The organism is Burkholderia sp. LMU1-1-1.1 (assembly GCF_040675865.1).
Taxonomy (GTDB): domain Bacteria; phylum Pseudomonadota; class Gammaproteobacteria; order Burkholderiales; family Burkholderiaceae_D; genus Rugamonas.
Genome location: NZ_JBEGHG010000045.1, coordinates 297,988 through 316,257, shown reverse-complemented (window position 1 = coordinate 316,257; position 18,270 = coordinate 297,988). Strand labels below are relative to the sequence as shown.

Annotated in this window: 16 protein-coding genes; 8 read left to right on the top strand and 8 right to left on the bottom strand. The window is 64.1% G+C overall.

Annotated elements, in window-relative coordinates:
- Positions 1-7: 7 nt before the first annotated feature.
- The 5 genes from MRBLMU1_RS24810 to MRBLMU1_RS24790 form a co-directional block, all read right to left on the bottom strand.
- A complete protein-coding gene (locus MRBLMU1_RS24810; RefSeq protein WP_363507248.1) occupies positions 8-676 on the bottom strand; it encodes an SDR family oxidoreductase in 669 nt (222 codons plus the stop codon).
- A gap of 3 nt (positions 677-679) precedes the next feature.
- On the bottom strand, positions 680-1,885 hold the full coding sequence (locus MRBLMU1_RS24805; RefSeq protein ID WP_363507245.1) for an acetyl-CoA C-acyltransferase: 1,206 nt from the start codon (positions 1,883-1,885) through the stop codon (positions 680-682).
- A complete protein-coding gene (gene aceK / locus MRBLMU1_RS24800) occupies positions 1,878-3,713 on the bottom strand; it encodes a bifunctional isocitrate dehydrogenase kinase/phosphatase (RefSeq protein ID WP_363507242.1) in 1,836 nt (611 codons plus the stop codon). The genes MRBLMU1_RS24805 and aceK overlap by 8 nt, the downstream gene beginning before the upstream one ends.
- A gap of 124 nt (positions 3,714-3,837) precedes the next feature.
- Positions 3,838-5,022 (bottom strand): isovaleryl-CoA dehydrogenase, encoded by a 1,185-nt coding sequence (locus tag MRBLMU1_RS24795; protein WP_363507239.1) that lies wholly within the window; start codon positions 5,020-5,022, stop codon positions 3,838-3,840.
- A 99-nt stretch (positions 5,023-5,121) separates the two neighbouring features.
- Positions 5,122-5,520, bottom strand: a complete 399-nt coding sequence (locus tag MRBLMU1_RS24790) for a MerR family transcriptional regulator (protein WP_363507236.1) — start codon at positions 5,518-5,520, stop codon at positions 5,122-5,124.
- A gap of 407 nt (positions 5,521-5,927) precedes the next feature.
- On the opposite strand from MRBLMU1_RS24790, the gene MRBLMU1_RS24785 reads away from it, so the two are divergent.
- A complete protein-coding gene (locus MRBLMU1_RS24785; RefSeq protein WP_315397358.1) occupies positions 5,928-6,335 on the top strand; it encodes a hypothetical protein in 408 nt (135 codons plus the stop codon).
- Positions 6,336-6,580: 245 nt separating this feature from the next.
- Positions 6,581-6,751, top strand: coding sequence for a hypothetical protein (locus MRBLMU1_RS24780; RefSeq protein WP_020703835.1), 171 nt, complete (start codon positions 6,581-6,583; stop codon positions 6,749-6,751).
- Here the strand turns inward: MRBLMU1_RS24780 and MRBLMU1_RS24775 are convergent.
- Positions 6,748-7,380: a UbiX family flavin prenyltransferase gene (locus tag MRBLMU1_RS24775; protein ID WP_363507231.1), complete on the bottom strand. Its 633-nt coding sequence runs from the start codon at positions 7,378-7,380 to the stop codon at positions 6,748-6,750. The two genes, MRBLMU1_RS24780 and MRBLMU1_RS24775, sit on opposite strands and share 4 nt — an antisense overlap.
- Positions 7,373-7,684, bottom strand: a complete 312-nt coding sequence (grxD, locus tag MRBLMU1_RS24770) for a Grx4 family monothiol glutaredoxin (protein ID WP_330919491.1) — start codon at positions 7,682-7,684, stop codon at positions 7,373-7,375. The genes MRBLMU1_RS24775 and grxD overlap by 8 nt, the downstream gene beginning before the upstream one ends.
- Positions 7,685-7,832: 148 nt before the next feature.
- Here grxD and MRBLMU1_RS24765 point away from each other — a divergent pair, with 148 nt between their 5' ends.
- Both MRBLMU1_RS24765 and MRBLMU1_RS24760 read left to right on the top strand, forming a co-directional pair.
- On the top strand, positions 7,833-8,147 hold the full coding sequence (locus MRBLMU1_RS24765; RefSeq protein ID WP_363507228.1) for a PadR family transcriptional regulator: 315 nt from the start codon (positions 7,833-7,835) through the stop codon (positions 8,145-8,147).
- Positions 8,148-8,166: 19 nt separating this feature from the next.
- Positions 8,167-8,709, top strand: coding sequence for a DUF2812 domain-containing protein (locus tag MRBLMU1_RS24760; protein WP_363507225.1), 543 nt, complete (start codon positions 8,167-8,169; stop codon positions 8,707-8,709).
- A gap of 171 nt (positions 8,710-8,880) precedes the next feature.
- On the opposite strand, the gene MRBLMU1_RS24755 is transcribed toward MRBLMU1_RS24760, so the two are convergent.
- On the bottom strand, positions 8,881-11,229 hold the full coding sequence (locus tag MRBLMU1_RS24755; protein ID WP_363507222.1) for a Tex family protein: 2,349 nt from the start codon (positions 11,227-11,229) through the stop codon (positions 8,881-8,883).
- Between the two features lie 248 nt (positions 11,230-11,477).
- Between MRBLMU1_RS24755 and MRBLMU1_RS24750 the strand changes: the two genes are divergently transcribed.
- From MRBLMU1_RS24750 to MRBLMU1_RS24735, 4 genes are all read left to right on the top strand, one after another.
- Positions 11,478-14,633, top strand: a complete 3,156-nt coding sequence (locus tag MRBLMU1_RS24750) for a DEAD/DEAH box helicase (protein ID WP_363507220.1) — start codon at positions 11,478-11,480, stop codon at positions 14,631-14,633.
- 3 nt (positions 14,634-14,636) lie between these two features.
- Positions 14,637-15,782 (top strand): PAS domain-containing sensor histidine kinase, encoded by a 1,146-nt coding sequence (locus MRBLMU1_RS24745; RefSeq protein WP_363507218.1) that lies wholly within the window; start codon positions 14,637-14,639, stop codon positions 15,780-15,782.
- Between the two features lie 45 nt (positions 15,783-15,827).
- Positions 15,828-16,508, top strand: coding sequence for a response regulator transcription factor (locus MRBLMU1_RS24740; protein WP_090324465.1), 681 nt, complete (start codon positions 15,828-15,830; stop codon positions 16,506-16,508).
- A gap of 145 nt (positions 16,509-16,653) precedes the next feature.
- Positions 16,654-18,249, top strand: coding sequence for a methyl-accepting chemotaxis protein (locus MRBLMU1_RS24735; RefSeq protein ID WP_363507216.1), 1,596 nt, complete (start codon positions 16,654-16,656; stop codon positions 18,247-18,249).
- Positions 18,250-18,270 lie beyond the last annotated feature (21 nt).

Below are 18,270 nucleotides of genomic sequence, written 5' to 3'. Positions count from 1 at the left end.
TGCTTTCTTACCAGCCGATCTCGCTGCCGTCGTAGTTGCGGTAGACGGCGCGCTCCGACGCCGGCAGCGCCGCCAACGTCGCGCGGATGCCGCCGGCGCTTTCCTCGACCGAGATGTCGGCGCCGTCGCCGCCCATTTCCGTGCGCACCCAGCCCGGATGGAAGGCCACGCACGTGGCGCCCTGCTTGCCGTACACCAGCGCCGTGTCGATCAGCACCGAGTTCAGCGCCGCCTTGCTGGCGCGGTACAGCGAGCCGCTGGCGCTGTTGCGCTCGCTCAGCGATCCCATCTTCGACGACAGCACCGCCAGCTTGCCGCGCGCCGCGCCCACCATCGGCGCGATGATCGGCAGCAGGCGCATCGCCGCCAGCACGTTGGTGTGCATCACGGAATCGAAATCCGTCTGCGCCGGAAAACCGTCGTGGCGCGGGCCGTAGACGCCGGCGTTCAAGATGGCGACGTTGAGTTCCTCGCCGTCGAGCTTCCAGCCGATGCCGGCGCACGCCTCGACGTTGGTGACGTCGAGTTGGTGCGGCTCGGCCCCCAGCGCGCCGAGCGCGGCGCAGTCGTCGGCCTTGCGGGCGGTGGCGATGACGCGCCAGCCGTCGGCCAGGTATTGCTTGACGAGCTCGTGCCCGATGCCGCGCGAGGCGCCGATGATGAGTGCGGTCGCCATCGCTTATGCCCCGACCAGTTCGATGGCCATGGCGGTCGCCTCGCCGCCGCCGATGCACAGCGCGGCCACGCCCTTCTTGCCGCCGGTGCGCTTGAGCGCGCCGATCAGGGTGACCAGGATGCGCGCGCCCGAGGCGCCGATCGGGTGGCCCAGCGCGCAGGCGCCGCCGTGCACGTTGATCTTGCTGTGCGGGATGTCGAGGTCGCGCATAGCCGCCATCGGCACGGCGGCGAACGCTTCGTTGATCTCGAACAGGTCGACGTCCTTGCTGGCCCAGCCGATTTTCTTGTACAGCTTTTCGACCGCGCCGATCGGCGCCGTGGTGAACAGGTTCGGTTCCTGCGCGAACGTGGCATGGCCGTGGATTTTGGCGATGACGGTCGCGCCCAGCCGCTTGGCGGTCGATTCGCGCATCATCACCAGCGCGGCGGCGCCGTCGTTGATCGACGACGACGAGGCGGCCGTGATGGTGCCGTCCTTCTTGAACGCGGCGCGCAGGGTCGGGATCTTCTCGACCTTGGCCTTCAACGGGCCCTCGTCCTTGTCGATGACGGTGTCGCCGGCGCGGCTGGTCACGGTCACGGGCGCGATTTCCCATTTGAACCAGCCCTCGTTGGTGGCGGCCTGGGCGCGCTTGACCGATTCGATGGCGAAGTTGTCCTGCGCTTCACGGGTGAATTCGTATTTGGCCGAGCATTCCTCGGCGAACGTGCCCATCGAGCGGCCTTCGCCGGTCTTCTCGTTGCGCGAGTAGGCGTCCTCGAGGCCGTCGTACATCATGTGGTCGAACATCATGCCGTGGCCGATGCGGTAACCGCCGCGCGCCTTCGGAATCAGGTAGGGCGCGTTGGTCATCGACTCCATGCCGCCGGCGACGACCACGTCGGCGCTGCCGGCGACCAGCTGGTCATGCGCGAAGATGGCGGCCTGCATCGCCGAGCCGCACATCTTGGACAGGGTGACGGCGCCGGTCGAGGCCGGCAGCCCGGCTTTCAACAAGGCCTGGCGCGCGGGCGCCTGGCCCTGGCCCGCCATCAGGCAGTTGCCGAAGTAGACGTGTTCGACCAGCTTGCCGTCGATGCCGGCGCGTTCGACGGCGGCGGCGATCGCGACCGCGCCGAGGTCGTGCGCGGCCTTGCCGGAAAAGTCGCCCTGGAAGGCGCCCATGGGGGTGCGGGCCGCACCGACGATGACGATAGGATCATTCATTTTCTAGAGTCTCCATAAAGGGTGGCGGCACCGGGATCGATACCGCCGGAATGTTGGATTGGTTCTCGTGGAAGAATCGTATGTGCTGCGGATACGGATAAACGTCCTCGACGACGCCGTCGAGGATGCGTTGCTTGCGCGCCTGCCAGTATTCGCGCGTCAGCAGGTCGGCGTGGTGCTTCATGAAATACTTGCGGATCTTGGCGTTGCCCAGCAGGAAGCGGCCGAACTGCTCGGGGAAGACATCGTGCTTGCCGATCGGATACCAGGGCTCGGACGCCATCTCGTCCTCCTCGTTGCGCGCCTCGGGAATGTCGCGGAAATTGCAGTCGGTGATGTATTCGATCTCGTCGTAATCGTAAAACACGATGCGCTGGTGCCGGGTCACGCCGAAATTCTTGTACAGCATATCGCCGGGGAAGATGTTGGCGGCGACCAGCTCCTTGATGGCGTTGCCGTATTCGAGGATGCCGTGTTCGAGCTGGGCGTCGTTGCCGTCCTTGTCGGCGTTGCCGAGCCACATGTTCAGCGGCACCATGCGGCGCTCGATGTACAGGTGCCTGATGATGATCTTCCCGCCCTCCTCTTCATATTGGGACGGCGCGTAGTGTTTCAACTCGGCGATCAGCTCCTCGGTGAAGCGCTGGCGCGGGAAGGCGACGTTCGAATACTCCAGGGTGTCGGCCATGCGGCCGACGCGGTCGTGGTGCTTGACCAGCAGGTATTTTTCCTTGATCAGCGCGCGCGTGGTGTCCTTGGGCGGCGGATAGAAATCCTTGATGACCTTGAACACATACGGGAACGACGGCAGCGCGAACACCAGCATCACCAGCCCCTTGATGCCGGGAGCGATTTCGAACTGGTCGGACGAATGTTTTAAATGCTGCAGGTAGTCGCGGTAGAACAGCGTCTTGCCCTGCTTTTGCAGGCCGAGGATGGTGTAGATCTCGCTGCGCGGCTTGCGCGGCAGCAGGGTGCGCAGGAATTGCACGTAGGCCGACGGCACTTCCATGTCCACCAGGAAGTAGGCGCGCGTGAACGAGAACAATATCGTGATCAGTTCCTGGTCGAACAACACGGTGTCGAGTATCAGTTCGCCGTCGCGGTTGTGCAGGATGGGCACGACGAACGGATACTCCTTGTTGCCATTGATGCCCTTGCCGACGATGTAGGCGCCCTTGTTGCGGAAGAACAGGCTCGACAACACGTGGATCTGGTTGTTCGGCTCGGTTCTGCCGGCGCCGAACAGCTCTTGCAGGCGCGCCTCCACTTGTTCGACGTCGCGCGTCAGGTTGGCGAATTTGGCGTCGAGCTGGAAGTTGGTGACGATGCGCTTGAGCGTGGAGTGCAAGCCGTCGGTGCCGGGATAGTAGACGCGGTAGGTCGGCGCCAGCTCCCCGGTCTCGATGTATTCGGTCGAGACCACCGGCCGCACGAAGATGAATTCGTTGTGGAAGTAGCTGCGGTGCAGGATGTTGCAGCACACAGAGTTGAAGAAGGTTTCCGCCAGCTCGGGCTGCTTGTGGTCGGACAGCATGCCGATGTAGTGCAGCTTGAGCTCGCGCCAGACCTCGTCGGTCAGGTCGGACTGGCTGTACTCGTCCTCCAGGGTCTGCACGCACTCCTGCACGCGGCGGTCGTAGAAGTCGATCCGTTCGCGCGCGGCCTGCTGCGCCGCGCCCCAGGCGCCGCGCTCGAAATGCTCCTTGGCCTGCCGGCTGGTCTGGCGGAACAGGCGGTAGTGCTTGTCGAAGCCGTCGCGGATCGTGCGCGCGATGTCGAACGCGATCTGCGAGCGCAGCAGTTTTGGGAATGCAGCCTGGATCATGGTCGCCCCACCTTCACGCGTTAGCTAGCCCGGCCGCGCCTAACCCGTACCCCCACGCGGGGTCGTACCCCCTGGGGTACGACCCCTATGCCGCGACGCAAGCATGTCGGTGCAAGCATAGGGGTTAGCGGGTTTCCGCGAACAGTTCGCGGCCGATCAGCATGCGGCGGATCTCGCTGGTGCCGGCGCCGATTTCATACAACTTGGCGTCGCGCCACAGGCGGCCGACCGGATACTCGTTGATGTAGCCGTTGCCGCCCAGGGTCTGGATCGCCTCGCCGGCCATCCAGGTCGCCTTCTCTGCGCTGTACAGGATGGCGCCAGCGGCGTCCTTGCGCAGCTGGCGCACCGCTTCCGGCGTGGTGGCGCGGTCGCAGGCCTGGCCGACCGCGTACACATAGGCCTTGCACGCCATCATGGTCGAGTACATATCGGCGATCTTACCCTGCATCAGCTGGAATTCGCCGATCGGCTGGCCGAACTGTTTGCGGTCGTGGATGTAGGGCACGACCGCGTCCATGCACGCCTGCATGATGCCCAGCGGACCGCCGGACAGCACGGTGCGCTCGAAGTCCAGGCCCGACATCAAGACGTTGACGCCCTTGCCCAGGCCGCCGAGCACGTTCTCCACCGGCACTTCGCAATCCTCGAACACCAGCTCGCCCGTGTGGGAGCCGCGCATGCCCAGCTTGTCGAGCTTTTGCGCCACCGAGAAGCCCTTGTAGCCCTTTTCGATCAGGAACGCGGTCATGCCCTTGGCGCCGGCGTCGAGGTCGCTCTTGGCGTAGACCACCAGCACGTCGGCGTCGGGACCGTTGGTGATCCACATCTTGGTGCCGTTGAGCACCCAGCGGTCGCCCTTGAAATCGGCGCGCAGCTTCATGCTGACGACGTCGGAACCGGCGTTGGGCTCGGACATCGCCAACGCGCCGACGTGCTCGCCGGAGATCAGTTTCGGCAGGTATTTTTGTTTTTGTTCCTCGGTGCCGTTGCGCTTGATCTGGTTGACGCACAGGTTCGAGTGGGCGCCGTACGACAGGCCGACCGAGGCCGACGCGCGCGAGATTTCCTCCATCGCCACGATGTGGGCCAGGTAGCCCATGTTGGCGCCGCCGTATTCCTCGCCGACGGTGATGCCGAGCACGCCGAGTTCGCCCATCTTGCGCCACAGGTCCATCGGGAACTGGTCGCTGCGGTCGATCTCGGCCGCGCGCGGGGCGATTTCGGCGGCGGCGAACTGTTGCACGGCTTCGCGCAGGGCGGCGATGTCTTCGCCGTGGTCAAAGGTCAGGCCTGGGAGATGGAGCATGTCATCCTCATTCTTCTGGTTGGATTTGAACGGCAATCATACCTCGGAGTGACGTTTACGTAAACGTAAAGCGGCGCGTATAGTGGCCCATAAGGCGCGTCAGGCCGTTTTGGCCTCTTGCTGGGCCGCCAGCAGGCGTTTGCATTCGTCCTCGTGCGCGGTGATCTCGGCCAGCGACATTTCGATGTCTTCGCGCTGCTGTTCCAGGGTCTGGCGGTGCTGGGCCAGCACGCCGAGGAAGCGGTTCATCTGGGCGCTGGTGTCCTTCGGCGTCTCGTACATGTCGACCAGGCTCTTGATTTCGGACAGCGACAGGCCGAGGCGCTTGCCGCGCAGGGTCAGCTTGAGGCGGGTGCGGTCGCGCGGCGTGTAGACGCGGCTGCGGCCGCCGGCCCCCTCGCGGGACGGGCTCAGCAAACCCTGGTCCTCGTAGAAGCGGATGGCGCGCGCCGTGATGTCGAATTCACGGGCCAGTTCGGTAATGGTATAGGTAGGCATCGGGATCAGTGCGGTAGGTCGTTCGATTTCCGTTTACGTCAACGTAACGGATATTGTAGCGCGACTGGCGCGCCGCCGGCGTCGATGACGGCCGTTCGCCGCGATCTGTGGCGCACAGGTATCGTGCGACGCCGATCCGGGGCCGGCGGCATCATACGCTTCCGCGTAAAAGTGGTCTGGTCTTCACCGGACAAATAGTGATAAGATTTACAACTACGCACCCCCCCATAAGAGAGGCCGGATGTTGCCTCTTTTGCAGCGGCCCGCCAAACATAATTTGGTCGGCCTGCGCGCCGGCGTCCGCGCTTACAGAGGATAGAATGCCAATTCCGACATCCCATCACGTCACCTTCAGCGCTCGTTTTCAAGAGACTGACTTTCATGACGCAACGTGAAATAGTGCACCTATGAACTCTTCCAATGAACGCGAAAGCTTTAGCCAGCGCTTGCAGCAGGCTCTTAAGAACGCACACTACTCGCCCGACAGCCCCACGCGGCTGGCTCGGGAATTTAATATTCGGTTTGATGGCAGACCGATCACAGTCCACGCGGCCCGCAAATGGCTGGTGGGTGAGGCCATCCCGACCCAGGAAAAGCTGCGCATGATCGCGCAGTGGTTGGGCGTGCCCGCCGAGTGGCTGCGCTTCGGCGGCGCCGAGGCGGGCGCCCCGGCCGGCGAGAACGGCAACGGCGTGTCCCGCTTCGAGTCGGCCGACGTCAAATTAATCGCCGATTTACAGCGTCTGGACGAGCATCACCGGCAAATCGCGCGAGAATTTATTCGCATGCTGGTACGCGTGAACTACCAAAAGTAGTCATTTTAAGTACTGGTATGGAGCAATGTCGACTGTTTGTGGCGGCGTTTAGGCCGGATGGTGTGTGAAACTAGTTTCATGATTTCGCCGGTTTTTGTTCGGAAAAGGTGCATTTCAAGTGGTGGCTTTTTATTTTGAGTCCCTTTGCGAATTGTCATCGTTTCGACATGGATTTCAGGCACAATGGGGAGTCAGCGCCGCTGAACCGTAGCACTTACTTCGGAGCCAAGCTTTTGAGCCGTCCTATGAAAAGCAACTACAGCAATGTCGCGCAGCTAAAAGATTTGATGACCGTCCCGCCGATGACCGCCGCCCAGCATGCCGAGGTGATGCGCAAGCGCATCGCCCATCGCCGCATGGTGGAGGAAGCCAGGGATTTGAAAAAAGCCAGCGGATCGCAGTTCGATAAACGCTAGGCGGGACCGGCACCATCTTCGCTGGACGGGCTGGCTGGTTTCATACCATTCCAGCGCGGGGCCAGCGTGTGCTCGATGCCGAACAGGTCGATGACCCGGCCCACGGTGTGGTCCACCATCTCCGCAATGCTTTGCGGGTTGTGATAAAAGCCCGGCAGCGGCGGGTAGATAATGCCGCCCATCTCCGTTACCGCCGTCATGTTGCGCAAGTGCGCGAGATTGAACGGCGTTTCCCTCACCATCAGCACCAGCCGGCGGCGCTCCTTGAGCACCACGTCGGCCGCGCGCGCGATCAGGTTGTCCGACAGGCCATGCGCCACCGACGCCAGCGTCTTCATTGAGCAGGGCGCGACGATCATGCCGTCCGACTGGAAGGAACCGCTGGCGATCGAGGCGCCGACGTCGCGCACCTTGTGCACCACATGGGCATACGATTCGACCTCCTTGCGCTGCAGGCCGGTTTCCTGGTGCAGGGTGAGGACGGCCGCGTCGGAGACGATCAGATGCGTCTCGACGTCAGGAGTGTGTTGCAAGTGTTGCAGCAGACGCACACCATACACGGCGCCGGTGGCGCCGGTGATGGCGACGATAATCCGCCGGGCCACGAATGGCCGCGGGCGATCAGGCATCCAGCAGCGCTTTCAGCTCGCCGGACTCGAACATCTCGTTCATGATGTCCGAACCGCCGATGAACTCGCCTTTGACGTAGAGCTGCGGAATGGTCGGCCAGTTCGAGTAGTCCTTGATGCCTTGGCGAACTTCCGGATCTTCCAGCACGTTGACGGTGGCGATGTTCTCGACGCCGCATGCCTTCAGGATCTGGATGGCGCGGCCGGAGAAGCCGCATTGCGGGAACTGGGCGGTGCCCTTCATGAACAGCACCACCGGGGTGCTGGTCACGGTTTCTTTGATCCAGGTTTGTACGTCGCTCATAGCTGCCTCAGTGTAAATAAGTATTAGGTGCCGACATTTTATAAGAAATGCGGCCCCCGCGTACTTGACATGGCGAAAAACCGGGCAAATATGTCGTGCATCGGTATATCGAGTCTCGATATACCGGATAACGATACAAGGATGTGCGATGGCTGACGCCGAACTCTCGAAATACCTGCCGCTGTCGGAGGCGACCTTCTACGTGATGCTGGCGCTGAACGAGCCGCTGCACGGCTACGCCATCATGCAGAAGGTCGAGGCGATGAGCGACGGTAGCGTCACGTTGGGGCCGGGCACCTTGTACGGCGTGTTCGGCGCCCTGGAAAAGCAAGCGCTCATCGTCAAGGTGGCGGAGGCGGAGCGGCGCAAGGTGTACGCGCTGACCGAACTGGGGCGGGCGGTGCTCGGCGAGCAGGTGCGCCGGCTGGAAATCATGGTCGGTAACGCGCGGGCGTTGTTGTAGACAACTTGACGGAGGTTGTGTGGACGAAGCGAGCAAAGTGGGGCTGGCGAGAAAGTTCAAGGTTTGGTTTGCCTGGCAGGACGAGGCGCATGGGCGATGGCTACAGCGGATGGCGGCGCGGGGGTTGCATTTGCGTTCGCTGAACTGGCTTGGCATCCACACCTTTGAGCGCGGCGCGCCCGCCGACGTGGCCTATCGCTGGGATGTGGGCGCCGACTTGGGCGATCTGACTTATCAGCAACTGTTGGAGGACGCCGGCTGGGAATACGTGACGGTGAGTGGCGGTCAGCTGTGCTGGCGCAAGCCGCTGCGGGTTGGGCAGACGGCGGAAATTCTCACCGATACCGGGGATAAGGTACGCAGATATCGGCGCATGATGGTGCCGCATGCCTTGCTGGCCTTGTTTTGCTTGGTTTTTTTTGAAAGGGATTGGGCCAACCTGACGGGGGACAACCTTTTTTTCACCGTGCTAAGCGGGGTTTCCCTGGCGATCCTGGCGATAAATTTGTACAGCCTTGCCGGGTTGGCCCGGCGTATCTCTGTCCTGCGGCGTTCGTTGTAAAGCCGCCCATGTCGGGGCTTGGCTCCGACATGGGCGGAAATGCCGCGATTGGACATCGACGAGCCGCCGGCCCGCACACATGGCGGATTACGCTGCGCTAATCCGCCCTACGTGGTTTAGATGAAAGTCGATGTCGGTGGCTAATGTCGGGGTCTGGCCCCGACACTTTCCCTAGCCGCGCAGTTTGGCGAACGCGGCCGCCATGCTGCCGCCGATCGGCTCGGCGCGCGCGGTTTGCTTCTGGTGCTGGCCCATGCTCTTGCGGTCCGTGCGGTCGCCGCGCTGCTGCGGTTGGGCGCCGGCTTGCGGGGCGCTGTCCGTCAGGCGCATCGTCAAGGCGATGCGCTTGCGCTTTTCGTCCACTTCCAGCACCTTCACTTTGACGACCTGGCCGGCTTTGACCACCGTGTGCGGGTCTTTCACGAACGTGTTCGACAGGGCCGAGATATGCACCAGGCCGTCCTGGTGCACGCCGATATCGACGAAGGCGCCGAAGGCGGCGACGTTGGTGACCACGCCTTCGAGGATCATGTCCGGACGCAGGTCGCGGATCTCTTCGACGCCGTCCTTGAAGGTGGCGGTGGTGAACTCGGGACGCGGATCGCGGCCGGGCTTTTCCAGCTCCTTCAAAATATCGGTGATGGTCGGCACGCCGAATTTATCGTCGGCGTACTTGGCCGGGTTGAGGCTCTTGATCAGCGCGGTCTCGCCGATGACGGCCTTGATGTCCTTCTTGATGTCGCCGAGGATTTTCTCGACCAGCGGGTACGATTCCGGGTGCACCGCCGAGGCGTCCAGCGGATTCTCGCCGCCCATCACGCGCAGGAAGCCGGCCGCCTGTTCGAACGTTTTGTCGCCCAGGCGCGGCACCGATTTGAGCGCGGCGCGTGACGGGAACGCGCCCTTCACATCCCGGTACGAGACGATGGCCTGGGCCACCGACGTCGACAAGCCCGACACGCGCGCCAGCAGCGGCGCCGAGGCGGTGTTGACGTCCACGCCGACGGCGTTGACGCAATCCTCGACCACGGCGTCGAGCGAGCGCGCCAGCTGGGTCTGCGAGACGTCGTGCTGGTATTGGCCGACGCCGATCGATTTCGGGTCGATCTTGACCAGCTCGGCCAGCGGATCCTGCAGCCGGCGCGCGATCGAGACGGCGCCGCGCAGCGACACGTCCATGTCCGGCAGTTCGCGCGAGGCGAATTCGGACGCCGAGTACACCGACGCGCCCGCTTCCGAGACGACGATCTTGGTCATTTTCTGTTCCGGATGTTGCTTGATCAGGTCCTGCGCCAGCTTGTCGGTTTCGCGCGAGGCGGTGCCGTTGCCGATCGAAATCAGCGAGACGTTGTGCTTGGCGGCCAGGCGTCCCAGGATGTGCAGCGAGCCGTCCCAGTCGTTCTTCGGCTGGTGCGGATAGATGACGGCGGTGTCGACCACCTTGCCGGTGGCGTCGACCACCGCCACCTTGACGCCCGTGCGCAGGCCCGGGTCCAGGCCCATGGTGGCGCGCTGGCCGGCCGGCGCGGCCAGCAGCAAGGCTTTCAGGTTGGTGGCGAAGACATTGATGGCGTCCAGTTCCGAACGCTCGCGCAGCGCGCCCATCAGCTCGGTTTCCAGGTGCATGAAGCTTTTCACGCGCCAGGTCCAGCGCGCCGTGTCGGCCAGCCATTTGTCGGCCGCGCGGCCCTGGTTCTTGATGCCGAAGCGGGCGGCGATGCGGCCCTCGCACGGATTGTGCGGTGCGTCCCACTTCGGCTTCTCGGCCTCGGTGTCGAGCCGCAGGGTGACGTCGAGGATGCCTTCGCGGCGGCCGCGCATCAGCGCCAGCGCGCGGTGCGACGGCACGGTGGCGATGGTTTCCGAATAATCGAAGTAATCGGCGAATTTTTCGCCCTCGTCTTGCTTTCCTTCAATAACCTTCGATTCAACAATGCCATGCTCTTGTACGTATTCGCGCAACGACTGCAGCAGGGTGGCGTCCTCGGCGAAGCGTTCCATCAGGATTTGACGGGCGCCGTCGAGCGCGGCCTTGGTGTCGGCGACGCCGGGATTGTTGCCGTCGGCGGTGGTGAACGGTTCGCGCAGGAAGCGGGTGGCTTCCGTTTCGGGAGTCAGTTCGGGGTTGGCCAGCAGGCTGTCGGCCAGCGGCGCGAGGCCCGCTTCGATGGCGATTTGCGCTTTGGTCCGGCGTTTTTGTTTGTATGGAAGATATAAGTCTTCCAACCGGGTCTTGTCTTCCGCATGCATGACAGCATCTAATAAGGCCGGCGTCATTTTGTTCTGTTCGGTGATGGAGGCCACGATGGCGGCGCGGCGGTCCTCCAGCTCGCGCAGGTAGCGCAGGCGCTCTTCGAGCAGGCGCAGCTGGATGTCGTCGAGGCCGCCGGTGGCCTCCTTGCGGTAGCGGGCGATGAAGGGGACGGTGGCGCCTTCGTCCAGCAGGGCGATGGCGGCGGCGACCTGGACCGGTTTAGCGGCCAGTTCGAGGGCGAGGCGTTGTTCGATGGAAGGCAGCATGTGGGTCATTCCTTAGCGGTCAAGCCCGGAATGATACGCAATCGGCGCGATTGTGCCAGTCTTGACAGTCCAAATGGACGAAGATATAGCCGAACCGCAAATATTGAACCGTGTTTGAGGCGTCTAAAGACACCAAAGGCACATAAGCACGCGGGTTTTTCAAAAGAATCCGCAAACACGAACGCGTGTATGGCGGATAATATCGCCTGTTGCCGTTTTTGAACCATCTTTGAACAACAATGCGACCTATGGATTTTACCCGCGACGACGCCACCGACGAGGTTCCCGCCAAGCCAGCCGCTCCTGCGGCTCCGGCTGTTCCAACGCGCCTTCCGCCGCCGCCCGCGAACCAATTGTCGTACGCGGTGGCCACCTGGTTGCAACGGGTGGACGCCGCCGCGCATCCCAAAGCCAAGCTGACCGCGCCGCCGGTCGATAGCGATCCGAAACAAACCCAGTACCGCCTGATCTACGTGATGGCGCCCACCAGCGGCGGCCGCCACGTGGCGCTGTGCCTGTACAAGGCGCGGCTGCGCTCGAACGGCGACGTCGCCGCCGCCACCCCGGTCAGCGAGGTGTTCTCGCTGCTGTCGGCGCCGCCGACCTTCCTGGCGCCCGGCGACGAGGATTTGATCCGTTTCTTTGTCGCCATGCGCAGCGGCCAGAATTCGCAGACCGGCTCGGCCACCGAGCCGCGCGGCAAGATCGGCGCGGCGCTGCTGCAGATGCTGGCCGAGCAGGATAAATTGCTGTGGGCAAACTCGTGGGCCGACGTCGGCAACGGCCTGGTGTATCCGCTGAAGGGTGGTGTGTTGCGCGAAGCCAATCTGGCCTGGCGCGAAGAGGGCAAGGGACTGCGCCTCGGCTGGCAGGTGCAGCCGCCGCCGGGCGCGCGCGTTCCCAGCAATGGCGCCGACCAGGTCGATTACATGCTGCCGACCGATCCGCCTTGGTACATCGACAACCTGTCCTGCGGCGTGCTGCAACTGAACCAGGGCGGCGCCTCGATTCCGCTGGCGGATCTGCAGGCGCTGGTGGCGCAGGCGCCGCTGCTGACGGCCAACGACAAGATGCGCGTGTCGCAACTGCTGCTGGCGCACGGCCTGCAACAGCTGATGCCGCTGCCGCAGCCGCTGCCGCAGCGGGTGCGCGACGACGTCAAGCCGCGCCCGGTGCTGACGTTGGACGCGGCGATGCTGGCCGACGGCTCCTTGCAGCGCTGGCACGATTTCGCCGTGCTGTCGTTCGATTACGACGGCGAGCGCGTGTCCTTCGATCCATCGCAGCGCGTGGTGCGCCAGAAGGGCGAAGTCACCGAGATCATCCAGCGCGACGCCGCCGCCGAGGAGCAGGCGCTGGCCTTGCTCAACGAGCGCCACTTCCACGCGCCGACCGCGTTGCCGCTGAGCAGCGTCAAAGGCGGGCTGCTGTTGCCCAGCCAGGCCGAATGGATACGCTTCGCCCGCGACGGCATCGATGCGCTGAAGGAAGGCGGCTGGAAAGTCGAAAAGACCACCAAATACCGCTACGACGTCACCGAGGTCGGCGACTGGTACGCCGACGTGACGGAAGATCCGGCCGACGGCGGCCGCGCCTGGTTCGAACTGGAGCTGGGCATCATGGTCAACCAGGAGCGCGTGCCGCTGCTGCCGGTGCTGGTGCAATTGATACGCAACGCGCCCAACGATTTCAATCCGAAAGCGATCGCCAGCCACGGCGACGAGGACCAGATGCTGGCCACCTTGGCCGACGGCGCGCGCGTGGCGCTGCCGTGGGCGCGGATCAAGCCCATCCTGTCGACCTTGGGCGAGCTGTATTTCAGCGACAAGATCAAGACCTCGCTGCGCATGGCCACACTGGACGCCGCGCGTCTGGACGAGCTGGCCCGCAACGTCGAACTGAACTGGAACGGCGGCGACGAGCTGCGCGAAATGGGCGCGCGCCTGAACCAGTTCGGCGAAGTCAAAAAGGTCGCCACGCCGGCCGGCCTGCAGGCGACCCTGCGCGACTACCAGACCGATGGCTTGTCGTGGATGCAGTTCCTGCGCGAATACGGCTTCGCCGGCATCCTGGCCGATGACATGGGCCTGGGCAAGACGGTGCAAACCCTGGCCCACATCCTGATCGAAAAAGAGGCCGGCCGCCTGACCGCGCCGGCGCTGGTGATCGCGCCGACCAGCCTGATGGGCAACTGGCAGGAGGAGGCGGCCCGTTTCGCGCCCAGCCTGCGCGTGCTGCTGTTGCAAGGCAAGGACCGTATGGGCCAGTTCGACCAGATCGACGAGGCCGACCTGGTGCTGACCACCTACGCGCTGTTGCCGCGCGACGAGGAAAAACTGCGCGAGCACGATTTCCACCTGGTCATCCTGGACGAGTCGCACTACATCAAGAACACCCGCTCCAAGGCCGCGCAAAGCGCCGGCCTGCTGCGCGCGCGCCACCGCCTGTGCCTGTCCGGCACGCCGCTGGAAAACCATCTGGGCGAGCTGTGGTCGCAGTTCCACTTCCTGCTGCCCGGCCTGCTGGGCGACGAGAAGGGCTTCAACAGCGTGTTCCGCCACCCGATCGAGCGCCAGGACGATCCGATGCGCCGCGCGCTGCTGAACCGCCGCATCAAGCCTTTCCTGCTGCGCCGGACCAAGGACAACGTGGCCAAGGAGTTGCCGCCGAAGACGGAGATGGTGCGCAAGGTCGAGCTGACCGGCGCCCAGCGCGACCTGTACGAGACCGTGCGTCTGGCGATGGACCAAAAGGTACGCGAGGAAATCGACCGCAAAGGCGTGGCGCGCAGCCAGATCGTCATCCTCGAGGCGCTGCTCAAGCTGCGCCAGGTGTGTTGCGATCCGCGCCTGGTCAAGTCCTTGCCGTCGAAGAAGCAGACGGCCGGCTCGGCCAAGCTGATCGACCTGATGCAGATGGTCGAGGATTTGCTGGAGGAAAACCGCAAGATCCTGGTGTTCTCGCAGTTCACCAGCATGCTCGAGCTGATCGAGCAGGAGCTCGAGGCGCGCGACATCCCTTACGCGCTGTTGACCGGCGACACCAAGGACCGCAGCGCGCAGGTGGCGGCCTTCCAGCAGGGCGCGGTGCCGATCTTCCTGATCAGCCTGAAGGCGGGCGGCGTCGGCCTGAACCTGACGGCGGCCGACACGGTGATCCACTACGATCCGTGGTGGAATCCGGCGGCCGAGAACCAAGCCACCGACCGCGCCTGGCGCATTGGCCAGGACAAACCGGTGTTCGTTTACAAGCTGATCGCCAAAGGCACCTTGGAAGAAAAGATCCAGGTGCTGCAGCAGAAAAAATCCGACCTGGCGCAATCGATCCTGGCCGAGGGCGAGTCGCAGAAAATGGCGCTCACGCAAGAGGATCTGCAGCAGATCTTCGCGCCGCTGGTGGAGTAGGGAATGGCAAAGGTCGAGGCGACGGTCGGCGAGTTGCAGGCGGCGTTGGCGCTGTCGCGGGCGAACGAGGCGCGCTACCGCCTGCTGCTCGACCACAGCGCCGAAGTCAGCTGGATGGCCGATTGCGCCAGCCTGCGGCTGGCCTGGCTCAGCCCCTCAGCCGAGCGCCAGTTCGGCTACACGCTGGCCACCGCCGACACCATGGCGGCCTGCCTGCTGGGCGATCTGGCGCCGCGCCTGGCCCGTTTCGCCGACGGCGACGGCAGCAGCCGCCACCTGGTGCGCGAGGCCGAATTGGCGCACGCCGACGGCCGCGTGGTGCCGGTCGAAATCGACTCCACCTTGATACTCGACGACGCCGGCGCGCCGGTCACGGTGGTCGGCGTGGTGCGCGACCTGACGGCGCGGCGCGAACTGGCCGAGCAGCAAAAGAAATTCGCCTCCATGCTGTCGCACGAATTCCGCACGCCGCTGTCGACCATCGACGGCGCCGTGCAGCGGCTGGAGATGACCGGCGCCCACCACGACGAAGGCACCCGCAAGCGCTACCGCAAGATCCAGACGGCGGTCGACCGCATGCTGGCGATGCTGGACGAGTATCTGTCGCCGGAGCGCATGGCCAGCATCGGCCGCGCGCGCCAGCCCGACGAGATCTCGCCGGCCGCGCTGCTGCAATCGGTGGCCGAGCAGGCGCGCGGCCGCCGCCATCGCGTCGATCTGCGCGTTGAGGCGCTACCGCAATGGATGCGCTGCGACCCCGACGGCATCCGCCTGTGCCTGGAAATCCTGGTCGACAATGCGATCAAATACACGGATGCCAATACTCCGTTAGAATTGATAGGCAAAATTGCAACCGAGGGCGGCGTCGAGTTCCTGGTGCGCGATGGCGGCGCCGGCGTGCCGGAGGCCGAGCTGGAAAAAATCTTCGGCAAGGCTTACCGTGGCGGCAACGCCTCCGGCGTGGCCGGATCGGGTCTGGGCCTGTACATGGCGCGCTCCATCGCCGACGTCCACGGCGGCACAGTCACGGTCAGAAATGTTTCTGAAAGCGGCGCGGAATTTCGGATTTGGCTGCCGGTCGCTACCGCCCCCGGGAAAAACCTTGCGCGACCGGGTGGCAACAGTGATAATTCCCCGAATACAAGCTGAAGCAGCAGGAGCGCAAAGCTCAACAATCGATCAAATGGCGCATCAATGACGCAAATACTTATCGTGGAAGACAATCTGGACTACGCCGAAGAAATGGCGGAGTTCCTGATTGAGCTACAACACGAAGTGCACATCACCAATAACGCCAGCGATATGTGGTCGGCCCTGAGCCAGGGAAATGTCGGCGTGGTGGTGCTGGACCTGGGCTTGCCCGACGAGGACGGCTTCAACGTGATTCCGCGCATGCGCCAGCTATACCCGCAGATCGGCCTGCTCGTGCTCACCGGCCGCGTCGCCTTCGACAACCGCATCCTCGGTCTGCGCCTCGGCGCCGACCACTACCTGACCAAGCCGATCAAATTCCCCGAGCTGGCCGCGCACATCGAGGCGCTTGACCGCCGCGTCGGTCCGCAGGAAACCATCCCGCTACCGAGCAAGTGGACCCTGAAAGTGAGCGCCCGCCAGCTCGAGCTGCAAGGCATGGCGATCACGCTGACGGAAAAGGAATGCAATTTCCTGCACTTGCTGACGATTAACACCCGTCCCGTGCCGCGCCAGGTCATCGTGGCCGGCATCGGCGGCGACGATCCGGACGCTGGACGCCGCGTCGACATGCTGGTGTATCGCCTTCGCAAGAAGGCGCGCACCGGCCTGGGCCAGGATCTGCCGTTGCGCAGCGCCTACGGCGAAGGCTACAGCCTCTCGGCCAGCTTCAATCTGTCCTGAGCAAAACCCCTTTTTCCCCGCAAGCCGTCCTGGGCAAATCGTTTTATTTGATTTGGCTCAGTGCATTGTGAGAATTGGTGAGTTTCCGTATGGCATCCTCATCGTAGTATGACTCCTCAACCTGTGATTTTTGAGGAGTACTGCGATGCGTTTCACCGATTTGAAAATAGGGGTGCGGCTGGCCGGCGGCTTCGGCCTGGTCATGCTGCTCATCGTCGGCATGGCCATGGCCGGCATCTGGCGCCTGCAATCGGTCGGCGACCTGACCGAGGAAATGGTCAGCAGCGCCAGCGTCAAGGAGCGGCTGACGGCCGAGTGGCACAACCAGATCGGCATCAGCGGCATCGGCGTGCTGGCCTTCGCCCGCAACACCGAAACGGCCGAGTCCCCGGCGATCACCGAAAAAGCCGCCGCCACCCGCGCGCGCGTCAACGCCATCCAGAAACAACTCGAACCGATGCTCGTCAGCGACGAGGAAAAGGCGCTGCTCGCCGCCGTCGCGTCGGTGCGCAAGGACTATGCGGCCAGCCGCGACGCCATGTTCAAGCTGAAGAAGAGCGGCGACATCGACGCCGCGCGCCGCCTGGCCGACGACCGGCTGGAGCCGCAGTTCGACGCCTACTTGAGCAGCGTGGCCAAGATCGGCAAGTACGAGGCCGACGTCGGCCGCGAGCTGGCCGCCGACGTGCAGACCCAGTTCCGTTCCGGCCAGCAGTTCCTGCTGGCGCTGGCGGCCGGCGCGCTGGCGCTGGGCGCCTGGTTCGCCTATGTGATCGGGGTGTCGATCACGCGCCCGATCCACCAGGCGGTGGCGGTGGCGCAGACCGTGGCCGCCGGTGATTTGAGCAGCAAGATCGACGTCCGCGGCAAGGACGAGACCGGCCTGCTGCTGCAGGCGCTGAAGGACATGAACGCCAGCCTGGTCAACATTGTCGGCCAGGTACGCAGCGGCACCGACACCATCGCCACCGCCTCCGGCGAGATCGCCCACGGCAACCTGGACCTGTCGGCGCGCACCGAGCAGCAGGCCAGCTCGCTGCAGCAGACGGCGTCGTCGATGGAGGAGCTGACCGCCACCGTCAAGCAGAACGGCGACAACTCGCGCCAGGCGCACACCTTGGCGCTGTCGGCGTCCGAGGTGGCCGTCAAGGGCGGCAACGTGGTCGAGCAGGTGGTCGACACCATGACCGAGATTAACGCGTCGGCGCACAAGATCGTCGATATCATCGCCGTGATCGACGGCATTGCGTTCCAGACCAACATCCTGGCCTTGAACGCGGCCGTCGAGGCGGCCCGTGCCGGCGAGCAGGGGCGCGGCTTCGCGGTGGTGGCGTCCGAGGTGCGCAACCTGGCCCAGCGCAGCGCGGCGGCGGCCAAGGAAATCAAAACCCTGATCAGCGATTCGGTCAACAAGGTGGAGACCGGCGCCAAGCTGGTGGCCGAGGCCGGCACCACGATGCGCGAGATCGTCGCCAACGTCGGCCGGGTGACCGATATCATCGGTGAAATCACCACCGCCAGCGTGGAACAGACGGCCGGTATCGAGCAGATCAACCGTGCGATCGCGCAAATGGACCAGGTGACGCAGCAGAACGCGGCGCTGGTCGAGGAGGCGGCGGCGGCGTCGGCCGCGCTGGAGGACCAGAGCGGCGCGCTGGCCAAGGTGGTCAGCGTGTTCCAGCTGTCCAGCGCCGGCGGAAAAAACAGGGACAGAGTCGCGCCGCTTTTGCTGCGCGCGTGAATAATCGGGGACAGAGTGGTG